The organism is Variovorax sp. F042, assembly GCF_057814215.1.
This window is the reverse complement of record NZ_JBVASX010000006.1, coordinates 32,706-50,359: the sequence shown is the minus strand read 5'-3', so window position 1 is coordinate 50,359 and position 17,654 is coordinate 32,706. Positions and strand designations below refer to the sequence as shown.

Annotated in this window: 18 protein-coding genes; 7 read left to right on the top strand and 11 right to left on the bottom strand. The window is 67.9% G+C overall.

What is annotated here, in order from left to right; translation table 11 throughout:
* Nucleotides 1–5 precede the first annotated feature (5 nt).
* Entirely contained in the window at nt 6–482 is a 477-nt protein-coding gene (locus tag ACZYSP_RS19745; protein ID WP_093055172.1) for an Lrp/AsnC family transcriptional regulator, read from the bottom strand.
* Between the two features lie 116 nt (nt 483–598).
* On the opposite strand from ACZYSP_RS19745, the gene ACZYSP_RS19740 reads away from it, so the two are divergent.
* Nucleotides 599–1,897 carry an aspartate aminotransferase family protein gene (locus tag ACZYSP_RS19740; protein ID WP_489016042.1) on the top strand — a complete coding sequence of 433 codons (1,299 nt, stop codon included), beginning with the start codon at nt 599–601 and terminating at the stop codon, nt 1,895–1,897.
* A 9-nt stretch (nt 1,898–1,906) separates the two neighbouring features.
* Here ACZYSP_RS19740 and ACZYSP_RS19735 read toward each other — a convergent pair whose 3' ends face one another.
* Nucleotides 1,907–2,962 (bottom strand): sugar phosphate isomerase/epimerase family protein, encoded by a 1,056-nt coding sequence (locus ACZYSP_RS19735; protein WP_489016040.1) that lies wholly within the window; start codon nt 2,960–2,962, stop codon nt 1,907–1,909.
* Nucleotides 2,963–3,102: 140 nt separating this feature from the next.
* Here ACZYSP_RS19735 and ACZYSP_RS19730 point away from each other — a divergent pair, with 140 nt between their 5' ends.
* Complete coding sequence (locus ACZYSP_RS19730) at nt 3,103–3,984, top strand: gamma-glutamyl-gamma-aminobutyrate hydrolase family protein (protein ID WP_093055178.1); 882 nt, start codon at nt 3,103–3,105, stop codon at nt 3,982–3,984.
* An 18-nt stretch (nt 3,985–4,002) separates the two neighbouring features.
* On the opposite strand, the gene ACZYSP_RS19725 is transcribed toward ACZYSP_RS19730, so the two are convergent.
* Nucleotides 4,003–4,191, bottom strand: coding sequence for a hypothetical protein (locus ACZYSP_RS19725; protein ID WP_354336574.1), 189 nt, complete (start codon nt 4,189–4,191; stop codon nt 4,003–4,005).
* Between the two features lie 45 nt (nt 4,192–4,236).
* A complete protein-coding gene (locus tag ACZYSP_RS19720) occupies nt 4,237–5,214 on the bottom strand; it encodes a LysR family transcriptional regulator (protein WP_489016037.1) in 978 nt (325 codons plus the stop codon).
* A 92-nt stretch (nt 5,215–5,306) separates the two neighbouring features.
* Here ACZYSP_RS19720 and ACZYSP_RS19715 point away from each other — a divergent pair, with 92 nt between their 5' ends.
* On the top strand, nt 5,307–6,164 hold the full coding sequence (locus ACZYSP_RS19715) for an oxidoreductase (protein ID WP_093076318.1): 858 nt from the start codon (nt 5,307–5,309) through the stop codon (nt 6,162–6,164).
* 15 nt (nt 6,165–6,179) lie between these two features.
* Here the strand turns inward: ACZYSP_RS19715 and ACZYSP_RS19710 are convergent, their stop codons facing one another.
* The gene (locus ACZYSP_RS19710) at nt 6,180–7,052 is read right to left on the bottom strand and encodes an N-formylglutamate amidohydrolase (protein ID WP_489016035.1); all 873 of its coding nucleotides are present in this window, start codon (nt 7,050–7,052) and stop codon (nt 6,180–6,182) included.
* Nucleotides 7,053–7,065: 13 nt separating this feature from the next.
* Entirely contained in the window at nt 7,066–8,028 is a 963-nt protein-coding gene (locus ACZYSP_RS19705) for a tripartite tricarboxylate transporter substrate binding protein BugE (protein WP_093055184.1), read from the bottom strand.
* A 124-nt stretch (nt 8,029–8,152) separates the two neighbouring features.
* On the opposite strand from ACZYSP_RS19705, the gene ACZYSP_RS19700 reads away from it, so the two are divergent.
* Complete coding sequence (locus ACZYSP_RS19700; protein WP_307614720.1) at nt 8,153–9,073, top strand: LysR substrate-binding domain-containing protein; 921 nt, start codon at nt 8,153–8,155, stop codon at nt 9,071–9,073.
* A gap of 18 nt (nt 9,074–9,091) precedes the next feature.
* Here ACZYSP_RS19700 and ACZYSP_RS19695 read toward each other — a convergent pair whose 3' ends face one another.
* Nucleotides 9,092–10,078, bottom strand: a complete 987-nt coding sequence (locus ACZYSP_RS19695; protein ID WP_489016032.1) for a tripartite tricarboxylate transporter substrate binding protein — start codon at nt 10,076–10,078, stop codon at nt 9,092–9,094.
* A gap of 3 nt (nt 10,079–10,081) precedes the next feature.
* Nucleotides 10,082–13,045: a DNA topoisomerase III gene (locus tag ACZYSP_RS19690; protein WP_489016030.1), complete on the bottom strand. Its 2,964-nt coding sequence runs from the start codon at nt 13,043–13,045 to the stop codon at nt 10,082–10,084.
* Nucleotides 13,046–13,130: 85 nt separating this feature from the next.
* Here ACZYSP_RS19690 and ACZYSP_RS19685 point away from each other — a divergent pair, with 85 nt between their 5' ends.
* Genes ACZYSP_RS19685 through ACZYSP_RS19675 form a run of 3 tightly spaced genes read left to right on the top strand, consistent with a single transcriptional unit; the run spans nt 13,131 to nt 14,793 of the window.
* Nucleotides 13,131–13,772 carry an SET domain-containing protein gene (locus ACZYSP_RS19685; protein WP_354336584.1) on the top strand — a complete coding sequence of 214 codons (642 nt, stop codon included), beginning with the start codon at nt 13,131–13,133 and terminating at the stop codon, nt 13,770–13,772.
* A gap of 2 nt (nt 13,773–13,774) precedes the next feature.
* The gene (locus ACZYSP_RS19680) at nt 13,775–14,590 is read left to right on the top strand and encodes a biotin--[acetyl-CoA-carboxylase] ligase (RefSeq protein ID WP_489016028.1); all 816 of its coding nucleotides are present in this window, start codon (nt 13,775–13,777) and stop codon (nt 14,588–14,590) included.
* Between the two features lie 5 nt (nt 14,591–14,595).
* Complete coding sequence (locus ACZYSP_RS19675) at nt 14,596–14,793, top strand: sporulation protein (RefSeq protein ID WP_093055196.1); 198 nt, start codon at nt 14,596–14,598, stop codon at nt 14,791–14,793.
* Between the two features lie 13 nt (nt 14,794–14,806).
* Here ACZYSP_RS19675 and ACZYSP_RS19670 read toward each other — a convergent pair whose 3' ends face one another.
* From ACZYSP_RS19670 to ACZYSP_RS19660, 3 genes are all read right to left on the bottom strand, one after another.
* A complete protein-coding gene (locus tag ACZYSP_RS19670) occupies nt 14,807–16,249 on the bottom strand; it encodes a sensor histidine kinase (protein ID WP_093055198.1) in 1,443 nt (480 codons plus the stop codon).
* Nucleotides 16,250–16,304: 55 nt separating this feature from the next.
* Nucleotides 16,305–16,976: a response regulator transcription factor gene (locus ACZYSP_RS19665; RefSeq protein WP_093055200.1), complete on the bottom strand. Its 672-nt coding sequence runs from the start codon at nt 16,974–16,976 to the stop codon at nt 16,305–16,307.
* Between the two features lie 63 nt (nt 16,977–17,039).
* Nucleotides 17,040–17,525 carry a MarR family winged helix-turn-helix transcriptional regulator gene (locus ACZYSP_RS19660; protein ID WP_093055202.1) on the bottom strand — a complete coding sequence of 162 codons (486 nt, stop codon included), beginning with the start codon at nt 17,523–17,525 and terminating at the stop codon, nt 17,040–17,042.
* Between the last annotated feature and the right edge of the window lie 129 nt (nt 17,526–17,654).

Sequence of the window (17,654 nt, the reverse complement as noted above, 5' to 3'; positions counted from 1 at the left end):
CAGGCCTACGCCCTGTCCAGCGGCAGCTGCGTCGTGAACTTGGTGGTCGACAGCACGATGTCGCTCGAATAGTTCTCCAGGGCCAGCGCGTCGCCCAGCTGCTCCTGCGCGAAGGCCTGGTAGTCGGGCAGCGAGCGCGCGCAGATCACGAGCACGAAGTCGGTCTCGCCGGCCACGCAGTGGCATTGCAGCACCTGCGGCAGCGCATGCACCTTGCGCTCGAAGGCCCGGAACGCCTCGCGCGTGGTGCTGCGCAGCGAGACGCGCGAGATCACCAGCACCGGGAAGCCGACGCGCGCGGCATCGAGGATCGCGACCTCCTCGCGGATCACGCCCGCGCGCCGCAGCCGCTGCACCCGCTTGAGACAGGCCGAGGGCGAGAGGTTCACGCGCTCTGCCAGCGTCTGGTTCTGCAGGCCCGCATCGGCCTGCAGTTCGGCCAGGATGCATTGGTCGATGCGGTCGAGGGTGCCGGTTTTCATGCCGCCAGTGTGGCGCAACCAGGATGCAATCGGCTTCGTTTCAAGGCCCCTACAACGACAGCCGATTTCCCGCCCGATGGCTACGCTGGCCGCATCCCCACGACAAGGAGCATTCAATGGGCCAGGACACAGGCTACGACCCCACGGTCGCCCGGCATCTCATTCGCTACGGCATGGGCCTGAGCCCGCACGTCATCGTCAAGGCGCGGGGCGCCACGCTGTGGGACCAGCACGGCCGCGAGATCCTCGACTTCACCTCGGGCCAGATGTGCGCCACCATCGGCCACAACCACCCGCGCATCGTTGCCGCCATGCACAAGGCCTGCGAGGGCGCGTTGCACCTGTACAGCGGCTTCGTCGGGCCGGCCGTGCTCGGGTTGGCCGAGCGGCTGGCCTCGATGCTGCCGCCGCAGCTGTCGAAATCGATCTTCCTCTCGACCGGCGGCGAGGCCAACGAGGCGGCGGCGCGCATGGCGCGCGTGGCCACCGGGCGCTACGAGATCGTGGGCCTGAACGGCGGCTGGCACGGCGTGACCGGCGGCATGGCCGGGCTCACCTTCGCGGGCAGGCAGCACGTCGACTACGGGCCGCGCAAGCCCGGCACGATGTCGATCCCGCCGCCCAACTGCTTCCGCTGCCCCATCAGGCATTGCCGCGATGCCTGCGACAGCACCTGCCTGGACGTCGGCTTCGACATGGTCGATGCGCAGTCCAGCGGCTCGCTGGCCGCCTTCATTGCCGAGCCGGTGCAAAGCTCGGGCGGCGTGATCGTGCCGCCCGAGGGCTACCTGCCCAAGCTCAAGGCCAAGTGCCAGGAACGCGGCATGCTGCTGATCCTGGACGAGGCCCAGACCGCCTTCGGCCGCATGGGCAGCAACTTCGCCTTCGAGCAGTTCGGCGTGGTGCCTGACATCCTCACGGTGTCGAAAACGCTGGGCGGCGGCGTGGCCATCGGCGCGGCGATCACCAGCGAGGCGATCGAGCAGGAGTGCCACGACAAGGGCTTCGTGCATGTCACCTCGCATGTGTCCGACCCGCTGCCGGCCGAGGTCGCGCTGGCCGTGCTCGACGTGCTGGAAGAAGAAAAGCTCAACGCCCGAGCCAACGAGATGGGCCTGCGGCTGCGCCACGGACTGGAGACGCTGCAGGCGCGCCACGAGCTGATCGGCGACGTGCGCGGCCACGGGCTGCTGCAGGGGGTGGAACTCGTGAAAGACCGCGAAACCCGCGAGCCCGATGCCGAGCGCGGCCGGGCCATCACGGAGGCCTGCATGGCGCGCGGCCTCAGCATGAACATCGTGTCGGTCGGCGGCATGGCCGCGGTGTGGCGCATTGCGCCGCCGCTGACCGTGACGCCCGCGGAGATCGATCGCGGCCTGGAGATCCTCGACGACGCGATCCGGTCGGTGAGCTAGCTAGCCGGCTCAGCCGATCCCGAGCATCCGCTTGTTGGCCGCCACGTCGACCCCGCCCGCGGCGAAGTCGTCGAAGGCCCGGTCGGCCACGCGGATGATGTGGTCGGCGATGAACTTCGCGCCCTCGCGCGCGCCGTCTTCGGGGTGCTTGATGCAGCACTCCCACTCCAGCACCGCCCAGCCCGGGAAGTCGTACTGCGCCATCTTCGAGAAGATTGCCTTGAAGTTCACCTGCCCGTCGCCCAGCGAGCGGAAGCGCCCTGCCCGGTTGATCCAGCTCTGGAAGCCGCCGTACACGCCCTGCTTGCCGGTCGGGTTGAACTCGGCGTCCTTCACGTGGAAGATCTTGATGCGCTCGTGGTAGTGGTCGATGTAGGCCAGGTAGTCGAGCTGCTGCAGCATGAAGTGGCTCGGGTCGTACAGCAGGCAGGCGCGCGGGTGGTTGTTCACGCGCTCCAAAAACATCTCGTAGCTCACGCCGTCGTGCAGGTCTTCGCCGGGGTGGATCTCGTAGCCCACGTCCACGCCCACGGCGTCAAAGGCGTCGAGGATCGGCCGCCAGCGGCGCGCAAGTTCGTCGAAGGCTTCCTCGATCAGGCCCGGCGGGCGCGGCGGCCACGAGTAGAGGTACGGCCAGGCCAGCGCGCCCGAGAAGGTCGCGTGCGCCGTGAGCCCGAGGTTGGCCGAGGCTCTTGCCGCAAAGTGCAGTTGCTCGACGGCCCACTGCTGGCGCCGCACCGGATCGCCGCGCACCTCGGGCGCCGCGAAGCCGTCGAAGCCCGCGTCGTAGGCCGGGTGCACCGCCACCAGCTGGCCCTGCAGGTGCGTCGAGAGTTCGGTGATCTCCAGGCCGTGCTTTGCCAGCGTGCCCTTCACCTCGTCGCAATAAGTTTTGCTTTCGGCGGCGCGCTGAAGGTCGAACAGGCGGGCATCCCAGCTCGGGATCTGCACGCCCTTGTAGCCCAGCCCGGCGGCCCAGCCGGCGATGCCGTCGAGCGTGTTGAACGGCGCGGTGTCTCCCGCGAACTGGGCCAGAAAGATGGCGGGGCCCTTGATCGTTTTCATCGGCTTGTCTTCCTTATTCGTTGGGGCAGCGTTGAAAGCATACTTGGCGTGTCGTCCGACCCCGTGCGAGAGGCCAACGAGCCAAAATGGACTTTCCTTTTCGCATCAATCGCCCGGTTCCCACCGACGACAGTCCCGCGATGACACAACCTGTTTCCGCTCGGCTCAAGATCGGCCTGTCCGCCTGCTTCTCGCACGCCGACCCGGCCCGCTCGCTCTTCACCAACAAGACGCTGCAGTACGTCGAGCAATCGATCGCGCACTGGCTCATGTCCGCCGGCGCCATGGTCGTGATGGTGCCCTGCCCCACCGGCGAAACCGCGCGCGGCGACACCAAGCTGTCGCACTACGCCGAATGGCTCGATGGCGTGGTCATGCACGGCGGCGCCGACGTCTGGCCCGGCAGCTACGGCGAGGTGCCGCTGAAGGACGCGTGGATCGGCGACCAGATCCGCGACCTCTACGACCTCGCGCTGGTCGAAGCCTTCGAGCAGGCCGGCAAGCCCATCTTCGGCGTGTGCCGCGGGCTGCAGCTCATCAACGTGGCCTTTGGCGGCACGCTCTACCAGGACATCGAGGCCCAGCACGAGGGCGGCCTGCGCCACCGCGACCCGGTGACCTACGACCAGAACTTCCACGAGATCGAGCTGGTGCAAGGCACGCGGCTGTCGAAGCTCTACCCGCAGGTGGAGAAGGCGCGCGTCAACAGCATCCACCACCAGGGCATCAAGGGCCTTGCGCCCGGTTTCGAGATCGAGGCCTGGAGCCTGCCCGACCGCGTGCCCGAGGCCATCCGCCGCCGCCCCGACAAGGGCCGCAGCTACATCGCCGCGACCCAGTGGCACCCCGAATTCCACAAGTACGGCAGCACAGAGACGGTGGACGACACGCCGATCCTGCATGACTTCCTGTGGGCCTGCGCCACCGCGAAGGTCGCGCCGAAGGTGCCGCCGCGCTCCAGCTCAGGCAAGATCCGCGACCGCGCTGCGCGCGTGCTGCGCCAGGCGCTGCTGCGACGGTAGGCGGCGCGCACGGCCTGATCAGCGCGACGACTTGTTCGTCGTGCCGCTGACGCTGGCGTCGATGGTGCCGAACACCGTGACGCCGCTGCCGCCGGTCGCGCCCGATGTATTGGCGCCGCTGCTGGCCGGGGCCGAACCCGTGCCTGCGCAGCCCGACACCAGCACGCCCATTGCGATCGCGAACACAGCAGCAATGATTGGCTTCACTGGAAACTCCAAGAGATGGTTTGGTTGACGGTTGTTGCCGGCCCACTATAGGCCGCCGGCCAGCTCGCCCTGTAACAACACACCCGGCGCCGACAAGGTTGTTTCGCGCAGCCAGTCGATCAGCGCGCGCAGCTTGGGCGGCACGCGCCTTCGGTCGGGGTAGTACAGCGTCAGGTCGGGCAGCGGCGTGGTCCAGTCGGCCAGCAGCTGCACCAGCCGGCCGTCGGCGACGTGGCGCTCGGTGTAGCTGCTGATCAGGTTGGCGATGCCGATGCCGTCGACCGCCGCGTCGAGCATCACGGCCACGTCGTTCATCACGAGGCGGCCGCTCACCGCGAGCGTCATGGACTCGCCGTCTTTCTCGAACTCCCACCGCTCCAGCAGGCCCGAGCTCTCGAAGCGAAAGCCGATGCAGTCGTGCGCCAGCAGTTCGCGCGGGTGCACCGGCGTGCCGCGTTCGGCCAGGTAGCGCGGCGCGGCGACGATGCTGTTGGCCAGCGGCCCGCCGACCTTCACCGCCACCATGTCGTGCTCGACCATGCCGCCGAAGCGGATGCCGGCGTCGAAGCCCCGGCCCACGATGTCGACCAGCGCGCTGTCGATCGACACCTCCACGTCGATCTGCGGATAGGCCCGCAGGAAGCCCCCGAGCGCCGGCTGCAGCACGAACAGGTAGGCCGCGCGAGGCACCGTGAGCCGCAGCAGGCCCGCGGGCCGCTCGGCGCTGTCGCTCAGCTCGTCGGAGGCCGAGGCCAGCTCCTGCACCGCCGGGCGGATGCGCTCCAGAAAGCGCGCGCCGGCTTCGGTGAGATTCACGCTGCGCGTGGTGCGGTTGAACAGCGGCACGCCCACGCGCTTTTCGAGCAGCCGCACCGCCTGGCTCACGGCCGAGGGCGAGACGCCCAGCCGCACAGCCGCGGCCGAAAAGCCGCGTGTTTCGGCCACGGCTACGAAGGTGACGAGTCCGTCGAGCTGGTCCTGGCGCATGGGTGGAATCCGGTTGATCTTGAAGAAAACCTTCAAGGTGCTTCGTCGATTGGGTGGATTATCAAAGCGATGCGGCGCGCGCACAGTCAGGCCATCGGTTCTTCCATCCACCCTTCAAGGACATCGCCATGACGGTTTCTTCTTCTCCCAGGACCTGGTTCATCACCGGCGTCAGCAGCGGCTTCGGTCGCGCGCTGGCGCAGGAGGCGCTGGCCGCCGGCCACCGCGTGGTCGGCACGCTGCGCAACGAGGCCGCGCGCGCCGAGTTCGATGCGCTGCAGCCCGGCCGCTCCTTCGGCCGCCTGCTCGACGTGACGCACGACGCCGAAGTGGCCCGCGTGGTGGCCGAGGTCGAGGCCTCGGTCGGCCCGATCGACGTGCTGGTCAACAACGCCGGCTATGGCCACGAAGGCACGGTCGAGGAATCGTCGCTCGACGAGCTGCGCCAGCAGTTCGAGGTGAACGTGTTCGGCGCCGTGGCCGTCGCCAAGGCGGTGCTGCCCTTCATGCGGGCGCGCCGACGCGGCCACATCCTCAACATCACGTCGATGGGCGGCATCGTGACCTTTCCGGGGCTGGGCTACTACCACGGCAGCAAGTTCGCGCTCGAGGGCATCTCGGAGACACTGGGCAAGGAGGTGGCGAGCTTCGGCATCCACGTGACTGCCGTGGAGCCCGGCGGCTTCCGCACCGACTGGGCGGGCCGCTCGATGGTGCGCGCACCGCAGACCATTGCCGACTACGCGCCGGTGATGGGCCCGGTGCGCGAGCGGCGGCTGGCGCGCAGCGGCAAGCAGGACGGCGACCCGGTGAAGGCGGCGCGCGCCATGATCCAGATCACCGAGGCTGCGAACCCGCCGGCCCACCTGCTGCTCGGCCCCGACGCGGTGAAGGTGGTGCGCGAGAAGCTCGGCGCGCTGCAGGAGGAGATCAAGGCGTGGGAGGCGCTGTCGGTGTCGACCGACTTCACGCCCGCCGGCGCCTGATCGAGCTGCAAAGGATCAGCGCGGGTCCGTGGCCAGCAGCATTTCGACCATCGAGCGCAGCTGGCCCTGCAGCCGCGCCGCGCCGGCCTCGTCGAGCGCCAGCGTGGCCTCGTCCATGTACAGCTTGCGGTTGATCTCGACCTGGATGCTGTGCCGGTGCTCGGCAGGCTTGCCGTGCCGGCGCACCAGTTCCACACCCTTGTACGGGTGGTTGTAGTCCACGCTGTAGCCGAAGGCGCGCAGGTGCTCGCAGATCTTTTGCGACAGCGCCGGGTCGGCCGTGCTGCCGTCGCGGTCGCCGATCACGAAGTCGGCATGCGCCAGGCCCGGAAAGTCCGTCGCATGGCTGGCCGCGATGGCCGGCATCGAGTGGCAGTTGATGTGGATGCTGTAGCCGTGACGCGCATGCGCCTCGGCTACAGCCTGCGCCACCGCCGCGTGGTACGGCCGCCAGCAGGTGTCGATGCGCTGGCGCACCTCGTCCACCGGGAGCTGGCGGTCGTAGATAGGCAGGCCTTCGTCGGTGAGCTTCCAGATCAGGCCCTTGCCCAGGCGCACCTTCGACAGCACGCGCGGGTCGGTGGAAACCGGATCGGTCCAGGAGCCGTCGAGCATCGTGGTGTCGATCTCGGTCGTGTCGCGGTTGGCGTCGAGATAGCTGCGCGGAAAGTGCGCCTCGATCCAGGCCGCGCCCATGGCGGGCGCGAAGGCGTAGAGCTTCTCGACGTGCGTGTCCTCGGCGCGGCGCAGGGTGGCCAGGTCGCGCACCGTGCGGAAGTCTTCTGGGTAGACGGTGCCGCTGTGCGGGGAGTCGAGCACCAGCGGGGTATGCCCGGCGACGCTCGTCACCTGGGCGCGGGTTTGGATCAGTTTCAGAACAGGATGCATAGGCAGGTGTCGGTCAGTCCAATCGGATGCGGGCGAATTCGGCCACCTTCTTCATCTTCTCGATCTCACCCGCGATCTGCTTCGTGAACTCGGCAGGCGTGGTGCCCGAGGCGTACAGCCCCTGCAACGCAAGGCGCTCGCGCACCGCGTGGTCCTTCAGCGCAGTGGCCACGGCCTGCTGCATGCGCAGCGCGATCTCGGCCGGCGTGCCGGCGGGTGCGACCATGCCGAACCACGAAGGATCGTTGTTGACCGGATAGCCCAGCTCGCCATACGTCGGCACCTCGGGCAGCACGTCGAGCCGGCCGCTCCAGGACACGGCCAGCGCCTTCAGCTTGCCCGACTTCACATGCGGCAGCGACGAGGCGACCTGGTCGAAGTACACCGGCACCTGGCCCGCGAGCACGTCGTTGATGGCCGGGCCCGCACCGCGGTAGGGGATGTGCACCATCGAGGTTCCGGTGCTGCTCTTGAACAGCTCGCCCCACATGTGGCCGATGGTGCCGTTGCCCGGCGTGGCGTACGACACCTTGCCGGGGTTGGCCTTCAGGTACTTCACCAGCTCCGCGAAGCTGCCGACCGGCAGCACGGACGGGTTGATGACGATCACGCCCGGCGCCTTCACCAGCTCGGTCACGGCGACGAAACCCTTGATCGGGTCGTAGGGCAGCTTCTGGTACACGGCCGGGTTCACGCCGTGGGTGGACAGCGTGGCCACGCCGAAGGTCAGGCCGTCGGGCGTGGCGCGTGCCAGCTCGGCCATGCCGATGGAGCCGCCCGCGCCGGCGCGGTTGTCGATCACCACGGGCTGCTGGAGGATCTTGCCGAGGGGCTCGCCGAGCACGCGCGCCGTGATGTCGGTGGCGCCGCCGGGCGGGAACGGCACGACGAGGCGAATCGGCTTGCCCTGGGCAAAGGATATTCCTGGCACGACGGAAGCAGCAGCCAGGGTGGAAATGAAGTGACGACGTAGCATGGGTTTCTTCCAATGAAACAGAGAGTGATGGAGCGATTCGCTGCATTACCTGAAGCAAAGGATAGACCAGCTAACATTCCGATCTGGAATGTTTTAATGGGCATCCCGCCATGTCACTCCGCCCATGTCACTGCGCCGTCTCAACCCGCCCCTGAACCTGCTGCGCGCCTTCTCGACCGTCGTTCGCTTCGGCGGCGTCTCGCGCGCGGCCGAGGCGCTGCACCTCACGCAGGGCGCGGTCAGCAAGCAGGTGCAGGAGCTCGAACGCTGGATCGGCGCGACGCTGTTCGAGCGCAGCCGCAAGCGCCTGGCGCTCACGCCGGCCGGCGAGCGCTACGAGAAGGCGGTGCGCGCCACGCTCGCGCAGCTGGAGGCGGCCACGCTGGAGCTCATTACCAGCGGCGACGGCGGCGGTGCGCTGCACCTGTCCGCCCTGCCCACCTTCGGCGCCAAGTGGCTGATTCCGCGGCTGCCCGACTTTCAGCGCGCGCATCCGCAGATCACGCTGCATTTCGTGCCCTTCGTGCATGGCTATGACTTCGAGCGGCCCGAGCTCGACTGCGCCATTCTTTTCGGCGACGGCCACTGGCCCGGCGCCCGCTCGCACTACCTCGCCGGGCAGGACGTGGCGCTGATCGCCCCGCGCGCCGCGCAGGCCGAGGTCGCCATCCGCACGCCGCAGGACGTGGCGCGCTGCACGCTGCTTCGCCACGTGAGCGTGCCGCAGTCGTGGCTGCAGTGGAGCGAGGCGCATGGCGTGCGGGGGCTCGATCCGCTGGCGGGCCCGCAGTTCGACCAGTTCCAGACCATGATCCGCGCAGTGATGGTCGGCATGGGCGTGGCGCTGGTGCCGCGCTGCCTGGTGCAGGACGAAATCGCTTCCGGGCTTGTGGACGAGCCCTTGCCCGGCGGTGGCTACCGCGGCAACGAGGGTTACTGGTTCTGCTACCCGGAAGGGCGCGGCCAGCTGGCCACGCTCGATCATTTCCGCAGCTGGCTGCTCGCGGAGGTGGATCGCGGCAAAGAGGCGCAGGCGCCTGCTTGATGCCTGCTTAATGCCTGCTTATTCGGGCTTCGCGCCCGAAGCCTTCACCGCCGCGCCCCACACCCCGATCTCGCTCGCCACGAAGCGGTCGAACTCGGCCGGCGTCGTGGGGGCGGGCTCGGAGCCGCGCTCGCGGATGAAGCGCGCCATCTGCTCGCTCTTCAGGATGTCCGTCACTTCGTGGTTGAGCCGCTCAACGATGTCGGCCGGCGTGCCGCGCGGCGCCATCAGGCCGAGCCAGCCCACGGCCTCGAAGTTCTTGGTGCCTGCCACGCCGCTTTCGCGCACGGTGGGCACGTCGGGCAGTTGCGACGAGCGCGTGGCCGAGGTGACGGCCAGCGCCACCGCCCTGCCCGACTTGATGTGCGGCAGCGCGGCCGTCACCGAGTCGACCATCAGCGGAATCTGGTTGCCCAGGAAGTCCGACTGCGCCGGCCCGCTGCCCCGGTACGGAATGTGCGTGATGAACACATGCGCCGCAGACTTGTACATCTCGCCCGACAGATGCTGCGTGCCGCCGATGCCGGCGCTCGCGTAGCTCAGCCGGCCGGGCTCTGCCTTGGCGCGCGCCGTGAGTTCGGCCAGCGTGCGGATGCCGCTCTCGGGCGTTGCAAGAAACACCAGCGGCACCTTCGCGATCAGCGAGATGCCCGTCAGGTCCTTGCGCGGGTCGAAGCCCGGCTTGGCATAGAGCGTCTGGTTCACCGCCATCGCGCTGCCGGCCACCACCAGCGTGTAGCCGTCCGGCTGCGAGCGCACCACGAACTCGGTGCCGATGTTGCTGCCGGCACCGGCCTTGTTGTCGATGATCACCGGCTGGCCCAGCCGCTTGCCGAGCTGCTCGGCAAGCGCGCGGGCGAAGATGTCGGTGGCCTGCCCCGGCGGAAAGGGCACCACCAGCTTGACCGGCTTGTCAGGCCACGCGGCGGCGTGGGCCAGGCCCGCGCTGCCCAGCAGCGCGACGGCCATCGCAACAGCGCTTGCGCTGAAGTGTCTGCGCCGCATGGCTCAGGGCGCCGAGAGGTGCTTGCCCACGATGCCCGCGAGTTCGAACATCGTCACCTGGTCCTTGCCGAACACCGGCTTGAGCTTGGCGTCGGCATTGATCGCGCGCTTGTTGGCCGCGTCCTGCAGGCCGTTGGCCTTGATGTAGTCCCACAGCTTCTTGATGACCTCGGTGCGCGCCACCGGTTCGGCGCCGATCACCGCGGCCAGCGAATCGCTGGGCTTCAGGCCCGCGCCGGGCTTGCGCGGTGCCGCGGCCTTCTTCGCTGCCGGTGCCTTCTTGGCGGCGGGCGTCTTCTTCGCAGCAACCTTCTTGGCCGCAGCCGTCTTGCCCGCGGGCGCGGCCTTGCCGAAGGTCTTGCGCGGCGGGAACTTGCTGCCGCCTTCGCGCGGCGCGAACTCGAAGGTCACCTTGCCCTCCTCGGCGTTCCAGGTCAGGAAGGCCTTGAAGGCGCGGCGCGTGCGCATGCTCACGAACTTGTCGAGCAGGTCGGTCTTGCCGGTGGCGAGCAGCTTTTCCATCTGCGCGCGCTCCACCGGCTGCTGCAGGATGATCTTGCCGGTCTTGAAGGTGCAGCTCGGCGTGGGTTGCGCATTGGTCGGCACCGACTTCTCGCAGACGTAGTTGCTGCCGTGCTCGAACACCGGTGCGCCGCACACCGGGCACGGGCCCACGGTGTCCTGCTCGCTGAAGTCGATGATCTCGCCGCTGTCCTCGTTCTTGTCGTCGCCGAAGTCGAACTCCAGCTTCCAGTTCTTCGCTTCCTCGTCGTACTTGATGACGATCTCGGAGGTGAAGGGCCAGCCGGCCTTGGAGCGGAAGCCTTCCAGCGGGCCGATGTGCTTGTCGCGCAGCAGCGCCTCGGCCTCGGCCACCTCGAAGGTGCGCCCGGCCGGAGACTTGCCGAACGAGAAGCCGCAGGCGTCCTCGCCAGTGCCGCTCTTGCCGGTGCAGGCGTAGCGGCGGTAGTTTTCGCGCACGATGCCGCCGCAGTTGGGGCACGGCGTCTGCAGGGTCGCGTAGTCGCCCGGCACGGTGTCGCGATCGTATTCCTTGGCCTTCTTGACGATGTGCTCGGTCATCGCCGCGATCTCGCGCATGAAGGCGTCGCGGCTGAGCGCGCCCTTCTCCATCTGCGCGAGCTTGTATTCCCACTCGCCGGTCAGCTCGGCCTTGGAGAGTTCTTCCACGCCCAGGCCGCGCAGCAGCGTCATGAGCTGGAAGGCCTTGGCCGTGGGAATCAGCTCGCGGCCTTCGCGCAGCATGTACTTCTCGGTGATCAGGCCTTCGATGGTGGCCGCGCGCGTGGCTGGCGTGCCGAGGCCCTTCTCCTGCATGGCCTCGCGCAGCTCGTCGTCGTCGATGGTCTTGCCCGCGCCTTCCATCGCACCGAGCAGCGTCGCTTCGGAGTAGCGTGCCGGCGGGCGCGTCTTCAGGCCCTTGATGTCGGCCGACTCGGTGTTCACGATCTCGCCCGGCTTCACCGGCACGAGGCGCTTGCCGTCCTTGTCGTCTTCCTTTTCGTCGTCCTGTGCTTCCTTGCCGTAGATGGCGAGCCAGCCCGGCTTCACCAGCACCTTGCCGTCGGTGCGGAAGGGATACTTCTTGCCGCCCTGCTCCACCGTGCTGATGCGCGTGGTCACCTGGTGCTCGGCGCTCGGGAAGAACACAGACATGAAGCGGCGCACCACGAAGTCATAGAGCTTCTGCTCGGCATCGCTCAGGCCGCTGGGCGCCTGCAGCGTCGGGATGATGGCGAAGTGATCCGACACCTTGGCGTTGTCGAAGATGCGCTTGTTGGGCTTGACGTAGTTGCCATCGACCGCCTGCTGCGCGAACGGCGCCAGGTGCTTCATGCCGCTCGTGGCGAGCATGCCCATGGTCTGCTTGACCACCGGCAGATAGTCTTCCGGCAGCGCGCGCGAATCGGTACGCGGGTATGTCAGCGCCTTGTGGCGTTCGTAGAGGCTCTGTGCCAGCGCCAGCGTGGTCTTGGCGCTGAAGCCGAAGCGGCCGTTGGCCTCGCGCTGCAGCGAGGTCAGGTCGAACAGCGCGGGCGAGGCCTGCGTGGTGGGCTTGCTCTCTTCCGTCACCGTAGCGGGCTTGCCGCGCGAGGCGTCGGCGATGGCGCGGGCTTCCTGCTCGTTCCACACGCGGTCGGCGCGCTGTTCGGAGTCGGGCTCGCCGTTGGCCAGGAGCGGCGCGTTGGCCTTCTTCCAGTCGGGGTTGAACCACTTGCCCGGGTACTCGCCGGCCTCGGCCGCGAAGCTGCCGTGGATTTCCCAGTAGTCGCGCGAGACGAACTTGCGGATCTGCTCCTCGCGCTCCACAACGACGGAGAGAGTCGGCGTTTGCACGCGGCCCACGGTCGTGAGGAAGAAGCCGCCGTCGCGCGAATTGAACGCGGTCATGGCGCGCGTGCCGTTGATGCCCACCAGCCAGTCGGCCTCCGAGCGCGAGCGCGCGGCGTCGGCCAGGCCCTGCATCTGCTTTTCGGTGCGCAGCGCGTCGAAGCCGTCGCGGATGGCCTGCGGCGTCATCGACTGCAGCCACAGGCGCTTGACCGGCTTGTGAAGGCCCGCCTTGCCGCCGGCGTATTGCTCGATCAGGCGGAAGATCAGCTCGCCCTCGCGCCCCGCGTCGCAGGCATTGATGAGCTGCGTCACGTCCTTGCGCTTGGCCTGCTTGATCACGGCGTTCAGGCGCGTCTTCGTCTTGTCGACCGGCTTGAGGTCGAAATGAGGCGGGATCACCGGCAGGTTGGCAAAGCTCCATTTGCCTCGCTTGACGTCGAACTCCTCGGGCGCCTGGATTTCGACCAGGTGACCGACAGCGCTGGTCACGACATAGGTGTCGTTCTCGAAATGCTCGTCATGTTTGTCGAATTTCCCTGCAACCGGCGTGAGGGCACGGACGATGTCCTGTGCCACCGACGGCTTTTCTGCGATTACCAAAGTCTTTGTCATCTAAGGGCTCTCTATACTCTGCGGCTTCCCGCGTGCGCACGCGCACACGCGCATGTGTGCATATTCAAACTAACAGACTTCGGCGATGCCTTCCAAATCCCCACTTTCCGCCGGTCGCCGAATCCAGACGCGGCGCTCGAATGTCCATGGCAACGGCGTGTTCGCCGTGCAGGACCTGGCCGAGGGCGAAACGCTGATCGAATACAAGGGCGAAGTCATCAACTGGAAGGAGGCGCTGCGCCGCCATCCGCATGACCCGGCCCAGCCGAATCACACCTTCTACTTTCACATCGACGACGGGCGTGTGATCGACGGCAACGTCAAGGGCAACGCCGCCCGCTGGATCAACCACTCGTGCGAGCCGAACTGCGAAGCCGACGAGGTCGATGGGCGCGTTTATATCAAGGCGCTGCGCAACATCTCCGCCGGCGAAGAGCTCAACTACGACTACGGCCTGATCATCGACGAGCCGTACACGCCGAAGCTTCTGTCCGAATTTCCTTGCTGGTGCGGCTCGGAGCAGTGCCGCGGCACGCTGCTGACGCCCAAGGACGATGAGGACGAAAAGAAGAAAAAGAAGAAGGCCAGGAAGAAGGCTGAAAAGAAAAAGGCCGAGAAGAAAGAAGCCAGGAAGGCGGAAAAGAAGGCTGATAAAAAAGCCGAGAAGAAATCCGAAAAGAAGGCGGAGAAAAAATCCGCCAAGAAGGAAAAGTCCGCCGAGGACTGACCATGAGCAGCAGCACCTCGGCCGCCTGGTTCGAAGACCGGATCGCCGCGTCGGTCGCTCCGCTGCTGCCCGGCTTCGCGGTCGAGGCCGTGGCCGAAATCGATTCCACCAACACCGAGCTGATGCGCCGCGCGCGTGCCGGCCGCATCGAGCCCGTGCTGCTCGTGGCCGAGCGCCAGACCGCGGGGCGCGGCCGTCTCGGGCGGCCCTGGCAGAGCGCGCCACAACAGGAAGAGTCGGCCTCGCTGACCTTCTCGCTCGGCCTGCCTCTGGCGCCTGCCGACTGGTCGGGCCTGTCGCTCGCCGTTGGTGTCAGCGTGGCCGAAAGCCTCGATCCCTCGGGCGCACACAAGGTCGGCCTCAAGTGGCCCAACGACGTGTGGGTGAACGACTGCAAGCTGGTCGGCATCCTCATCGAAACCGCGCTGCCGTCCGCCGGCCGCGCCGATGCGCCGCGCTATCTCGTGATCGGCATCGGGATCAACATCGGCGCGCGTGAAGGCGACGGCATGCGTACGCCGCCGGCCTGGCTGCGCCAGTGGCGCCCCGAGGCCAATGCGCCCGAAGTGCTGCGCGAACTGGCCGAGCCGCTGGTGCGCAACGTGCTCGAATTCGAGGCCAGGGGCTTCGCGTCCTTTGCCGAGCGCTTTGCAGCACGCGACGTGCTGCGGGGCCGCGAAGTGGTGCTCAGCGACGGCACCGCCGGCCTGTGCGAAGGCGTGGCCTGGGGCGGCGAGCTGCAGGTGCGCACCGACGCCGGCCTGCAGCTGATTTCCAGCGACGAAGTGAGCGTGCGCCCTCGCGGCATGACCCTCTGACACGTATGAAGCTGCGCCTGCTCCTCATCGTCCTGCTGCTGGCCAACGCCGGCTATTTCTTGTGGGCGCGCGGCGATCTTGCCGGCTTCGGCCTGGCTCCGGCCGCGCTCAACGAGCGAGAGCCGCAGCGCATGTCGCGCCAGATCCACCCCGAGTGGCTGCAGATCCGCAAGGAAGCGAAGCCGGGCGCGCCCGCGCCCTGACTCCCCTGATCAATCAAGGTGCCGCTTCGCCCTCGAAGCGCACTGTGAACAGCGCGCCCGGCGGCTGCTTGCCGGGATGCGCATCTTCCAGCTTCACCTGCGCGCGGTGCTGGTTCGCAATCTCCAGCACGATCGGCAGCCCCAGCCCCGAACCGTCGGCCTCGTTGCCGAGCACGCGGTAGAAGGGCTCGAACACCAGCTCGCGGTCGACCTCGGCGATGCCGGGGCCGTTGTCCTCCACCTGCAGCAGCAGCACGTGGCCGAAGGGGTCGGCCAGCACGCGCACGGTGATCAGGCCGGGGCGCTCCGGCGTCGAGGGCGTGTAGTTGATCGCGTTGTCGACCAGGTTGCGCACCAGCTCTTTCAGCAGCGTCGCGTTGCCGTCGAACATCACGCCCGGTGCGCCGGCTTCCGCGCCGTCGTAGCCCAGGTCGATGCGCTTCTCGATTGCGCGCGGCACCGCCTCGCGCACCACCTCGATGGTGAGCTTCGCCAGATCGCAGGGCTGGTGGTGCGCATTGGCGCTGTTGCCTTCGGCGCGCGCCAGCGACAGCAGCTGGTTCACCGTGTGCGTGGCGCGCTTGCTCGCGCGGCCGATCTGCTTGAGCGATTGCTTGAGCTCGTCGGCATTGGCGCCTTCGCGCTGCGCCAGGTCGGCTTGCATGCGCAGGCCCGCGAGCGGCGTCTTCAGCTGGTGCGCCGCGTCGGCCAGAAAGCGCTTCTGCGTGCCGATCGAATCGTTGAGCTTGTCGAGCAGTTCATTCACCGACGACACCAGCGGCACCACTTCCAGCGGCACCGACGATTCGTCGAGTGGGCTCAGGTCGCCCGGGCGCCGCTCGCGGATGCGCGCCTCCACCACCGACAGCGGCTTGATGCCGCGCACCAGCGCCAGCCAGATCAGCAGCACCGCCAGCGGCAGGATGGCGAACTGCGGCAGCAGCACGCCCTTGATGATCTCGGCCGCGAGCACCGACTGCTTCTCGCGCGTCTCGGCCAGCTGCAGCAGCGTGGGCGGCACGTCGTCGGTGCCGCTGGCGATCCACATCGAGGCCACGCGCACTTCCTTGCCATGCAGGGCGCTGTTGTGCAGGAACACCTGGCCGGCCGGCAGCGGCTCGTCGAGGCCGGGCATCGGAATGTCGCGCTCGCCGCTCAGCAGCGTGTCGTGGCCGTCGAGCAGCTGGTAGTACACGTGGCCGGCGTCGTCGGCCCGCAGGATCTCGCGCGCCGATTGCGACAGCACGAACTGCGTATGCCCTTCCTTCACCGTCACCAGTTCGGCCAGGGCCTTCACGTTGTGTTCGAGCGCGCGGTCGAAGGGCGCGTTGGCAATGCCCTGCGCCACCAGCCAGGTGACGCCGATGCTCACCGGCACCAGCAGCAGCAGCGGCGTGAGCATCCAGTCGAGGATCTCGCCGAAAAGCGAGCGCTGCGCACGCTGAAAGAGCTTCATCGCGCCGAGTCCTCCGGCGTGCCGCCGCCCGCGCGTGGCGGCTGCCGCGTCGTCGTCACTGGATCTTTTCGAGGCAGTAGCCCAGCCCGCGCACCGTCGCGATGCGCACCGGCCCCTTCTCGATCTTCTTGCGCAAGCGGTGGATGTAGACCTCGATGGCGTTGAGGCTCACCTCCTCGCCCCATTCGCACAGCCGGTCGACCAGCTGGTCCTTGCTCACCAGCCGGCCGGCGCGCTGCAGCAGCACTTCGAGCAGGCCGAGTTCGCGCGCCGACAGCTCGATCATCTTGCCGTCGATGGTGGCCACGCGGCCGGCCTGGTCGTACACCAGCGGGCCGTGGCGGATCGCGTTGCTGGTGGTGCCCATGCCGCGCCGCGTGAGGGCGCGCACGCGCGCTTCGAGCTCCTGCAGGCTGAAGGGCTTGGCCATGTAGTCGTCGGCGCCGTGGTCCAGGCCCTTGACGCGTTCCTCGACGCTGTCGGCCGCGGTGAGCACCAGCACCGGCAGCTGCGAGCCGCGCGCGCGCAGGCGCTTGAGGATCTCGATGCCGTGCAGGCTGGGCAGCCCGAGGTCGAGGATCAGCAGGTCGAACTCGTCGTGCGTCATGAGCGCGGTGTCGGCCTGCGAGCCGTTCGCCACGTGGTCGACCGCCGCGCCCGAGGTGCGCAGGCTGCGCAGCAGGGCATCGGCCAGCACCTGGTCGTCTTCGGCAATCAGAATCCGCATGCGTCACCTCCGGCCCGTTCGGGCGCCAAACCGGCGCCGTTCACATTTGTCTCTGGGGCGAGTCTAGCCCGCTGTGTAGGCTTCCAGTCCGATGGTTACCACGGTGGCGATCTCGTCGCCGACGCTGCTTCGGAACTCGCTCTCGGCCTGCGTCACCGCGCTGCGGAAGGCGTCTAGCCAGGCCAGCCCGTCGGCGGTGAAGAGCACGCGCCGCGCCCGCGCATCGAGCGGATCGGGCCCGCGCGTGACCAGCCCCCAGGCTTCGCACTGGTCGACCAGCGCCCCCATTGCCTGCTTGGTCATGCCGGCGCGCTCGGCCAGCTCCGTGAGGCGCGAGCCCTCGCGCGCCAGGTGCCGCGTGATGTGGATGTGCGCCGCGCTCACCTGCGCGCGCGCCGCGAGGTTCGACAGCGCCAGCGGCACGTCGACGTCGTGCGCCATCAACTCCAGCACGCGCTCGTCGAAGCGGCGCATGGCGTGGCCGAGCAGGCGGCCCAGGTGGGTCTGGCGCCAGGCATCGGGGTCGGTCGGGAAAGCGGCTTCAGCCATGGTGGCAAATGGTAAAGCAAACTGACCAAAAAATGGGTTTGCGCCAACCCATCAGCCCCTACACTACTGTTCAAGCATCCAGCCTGTAGTTAAAAGCAGATCGGATGAAACCCAACACAAACCGTTGAT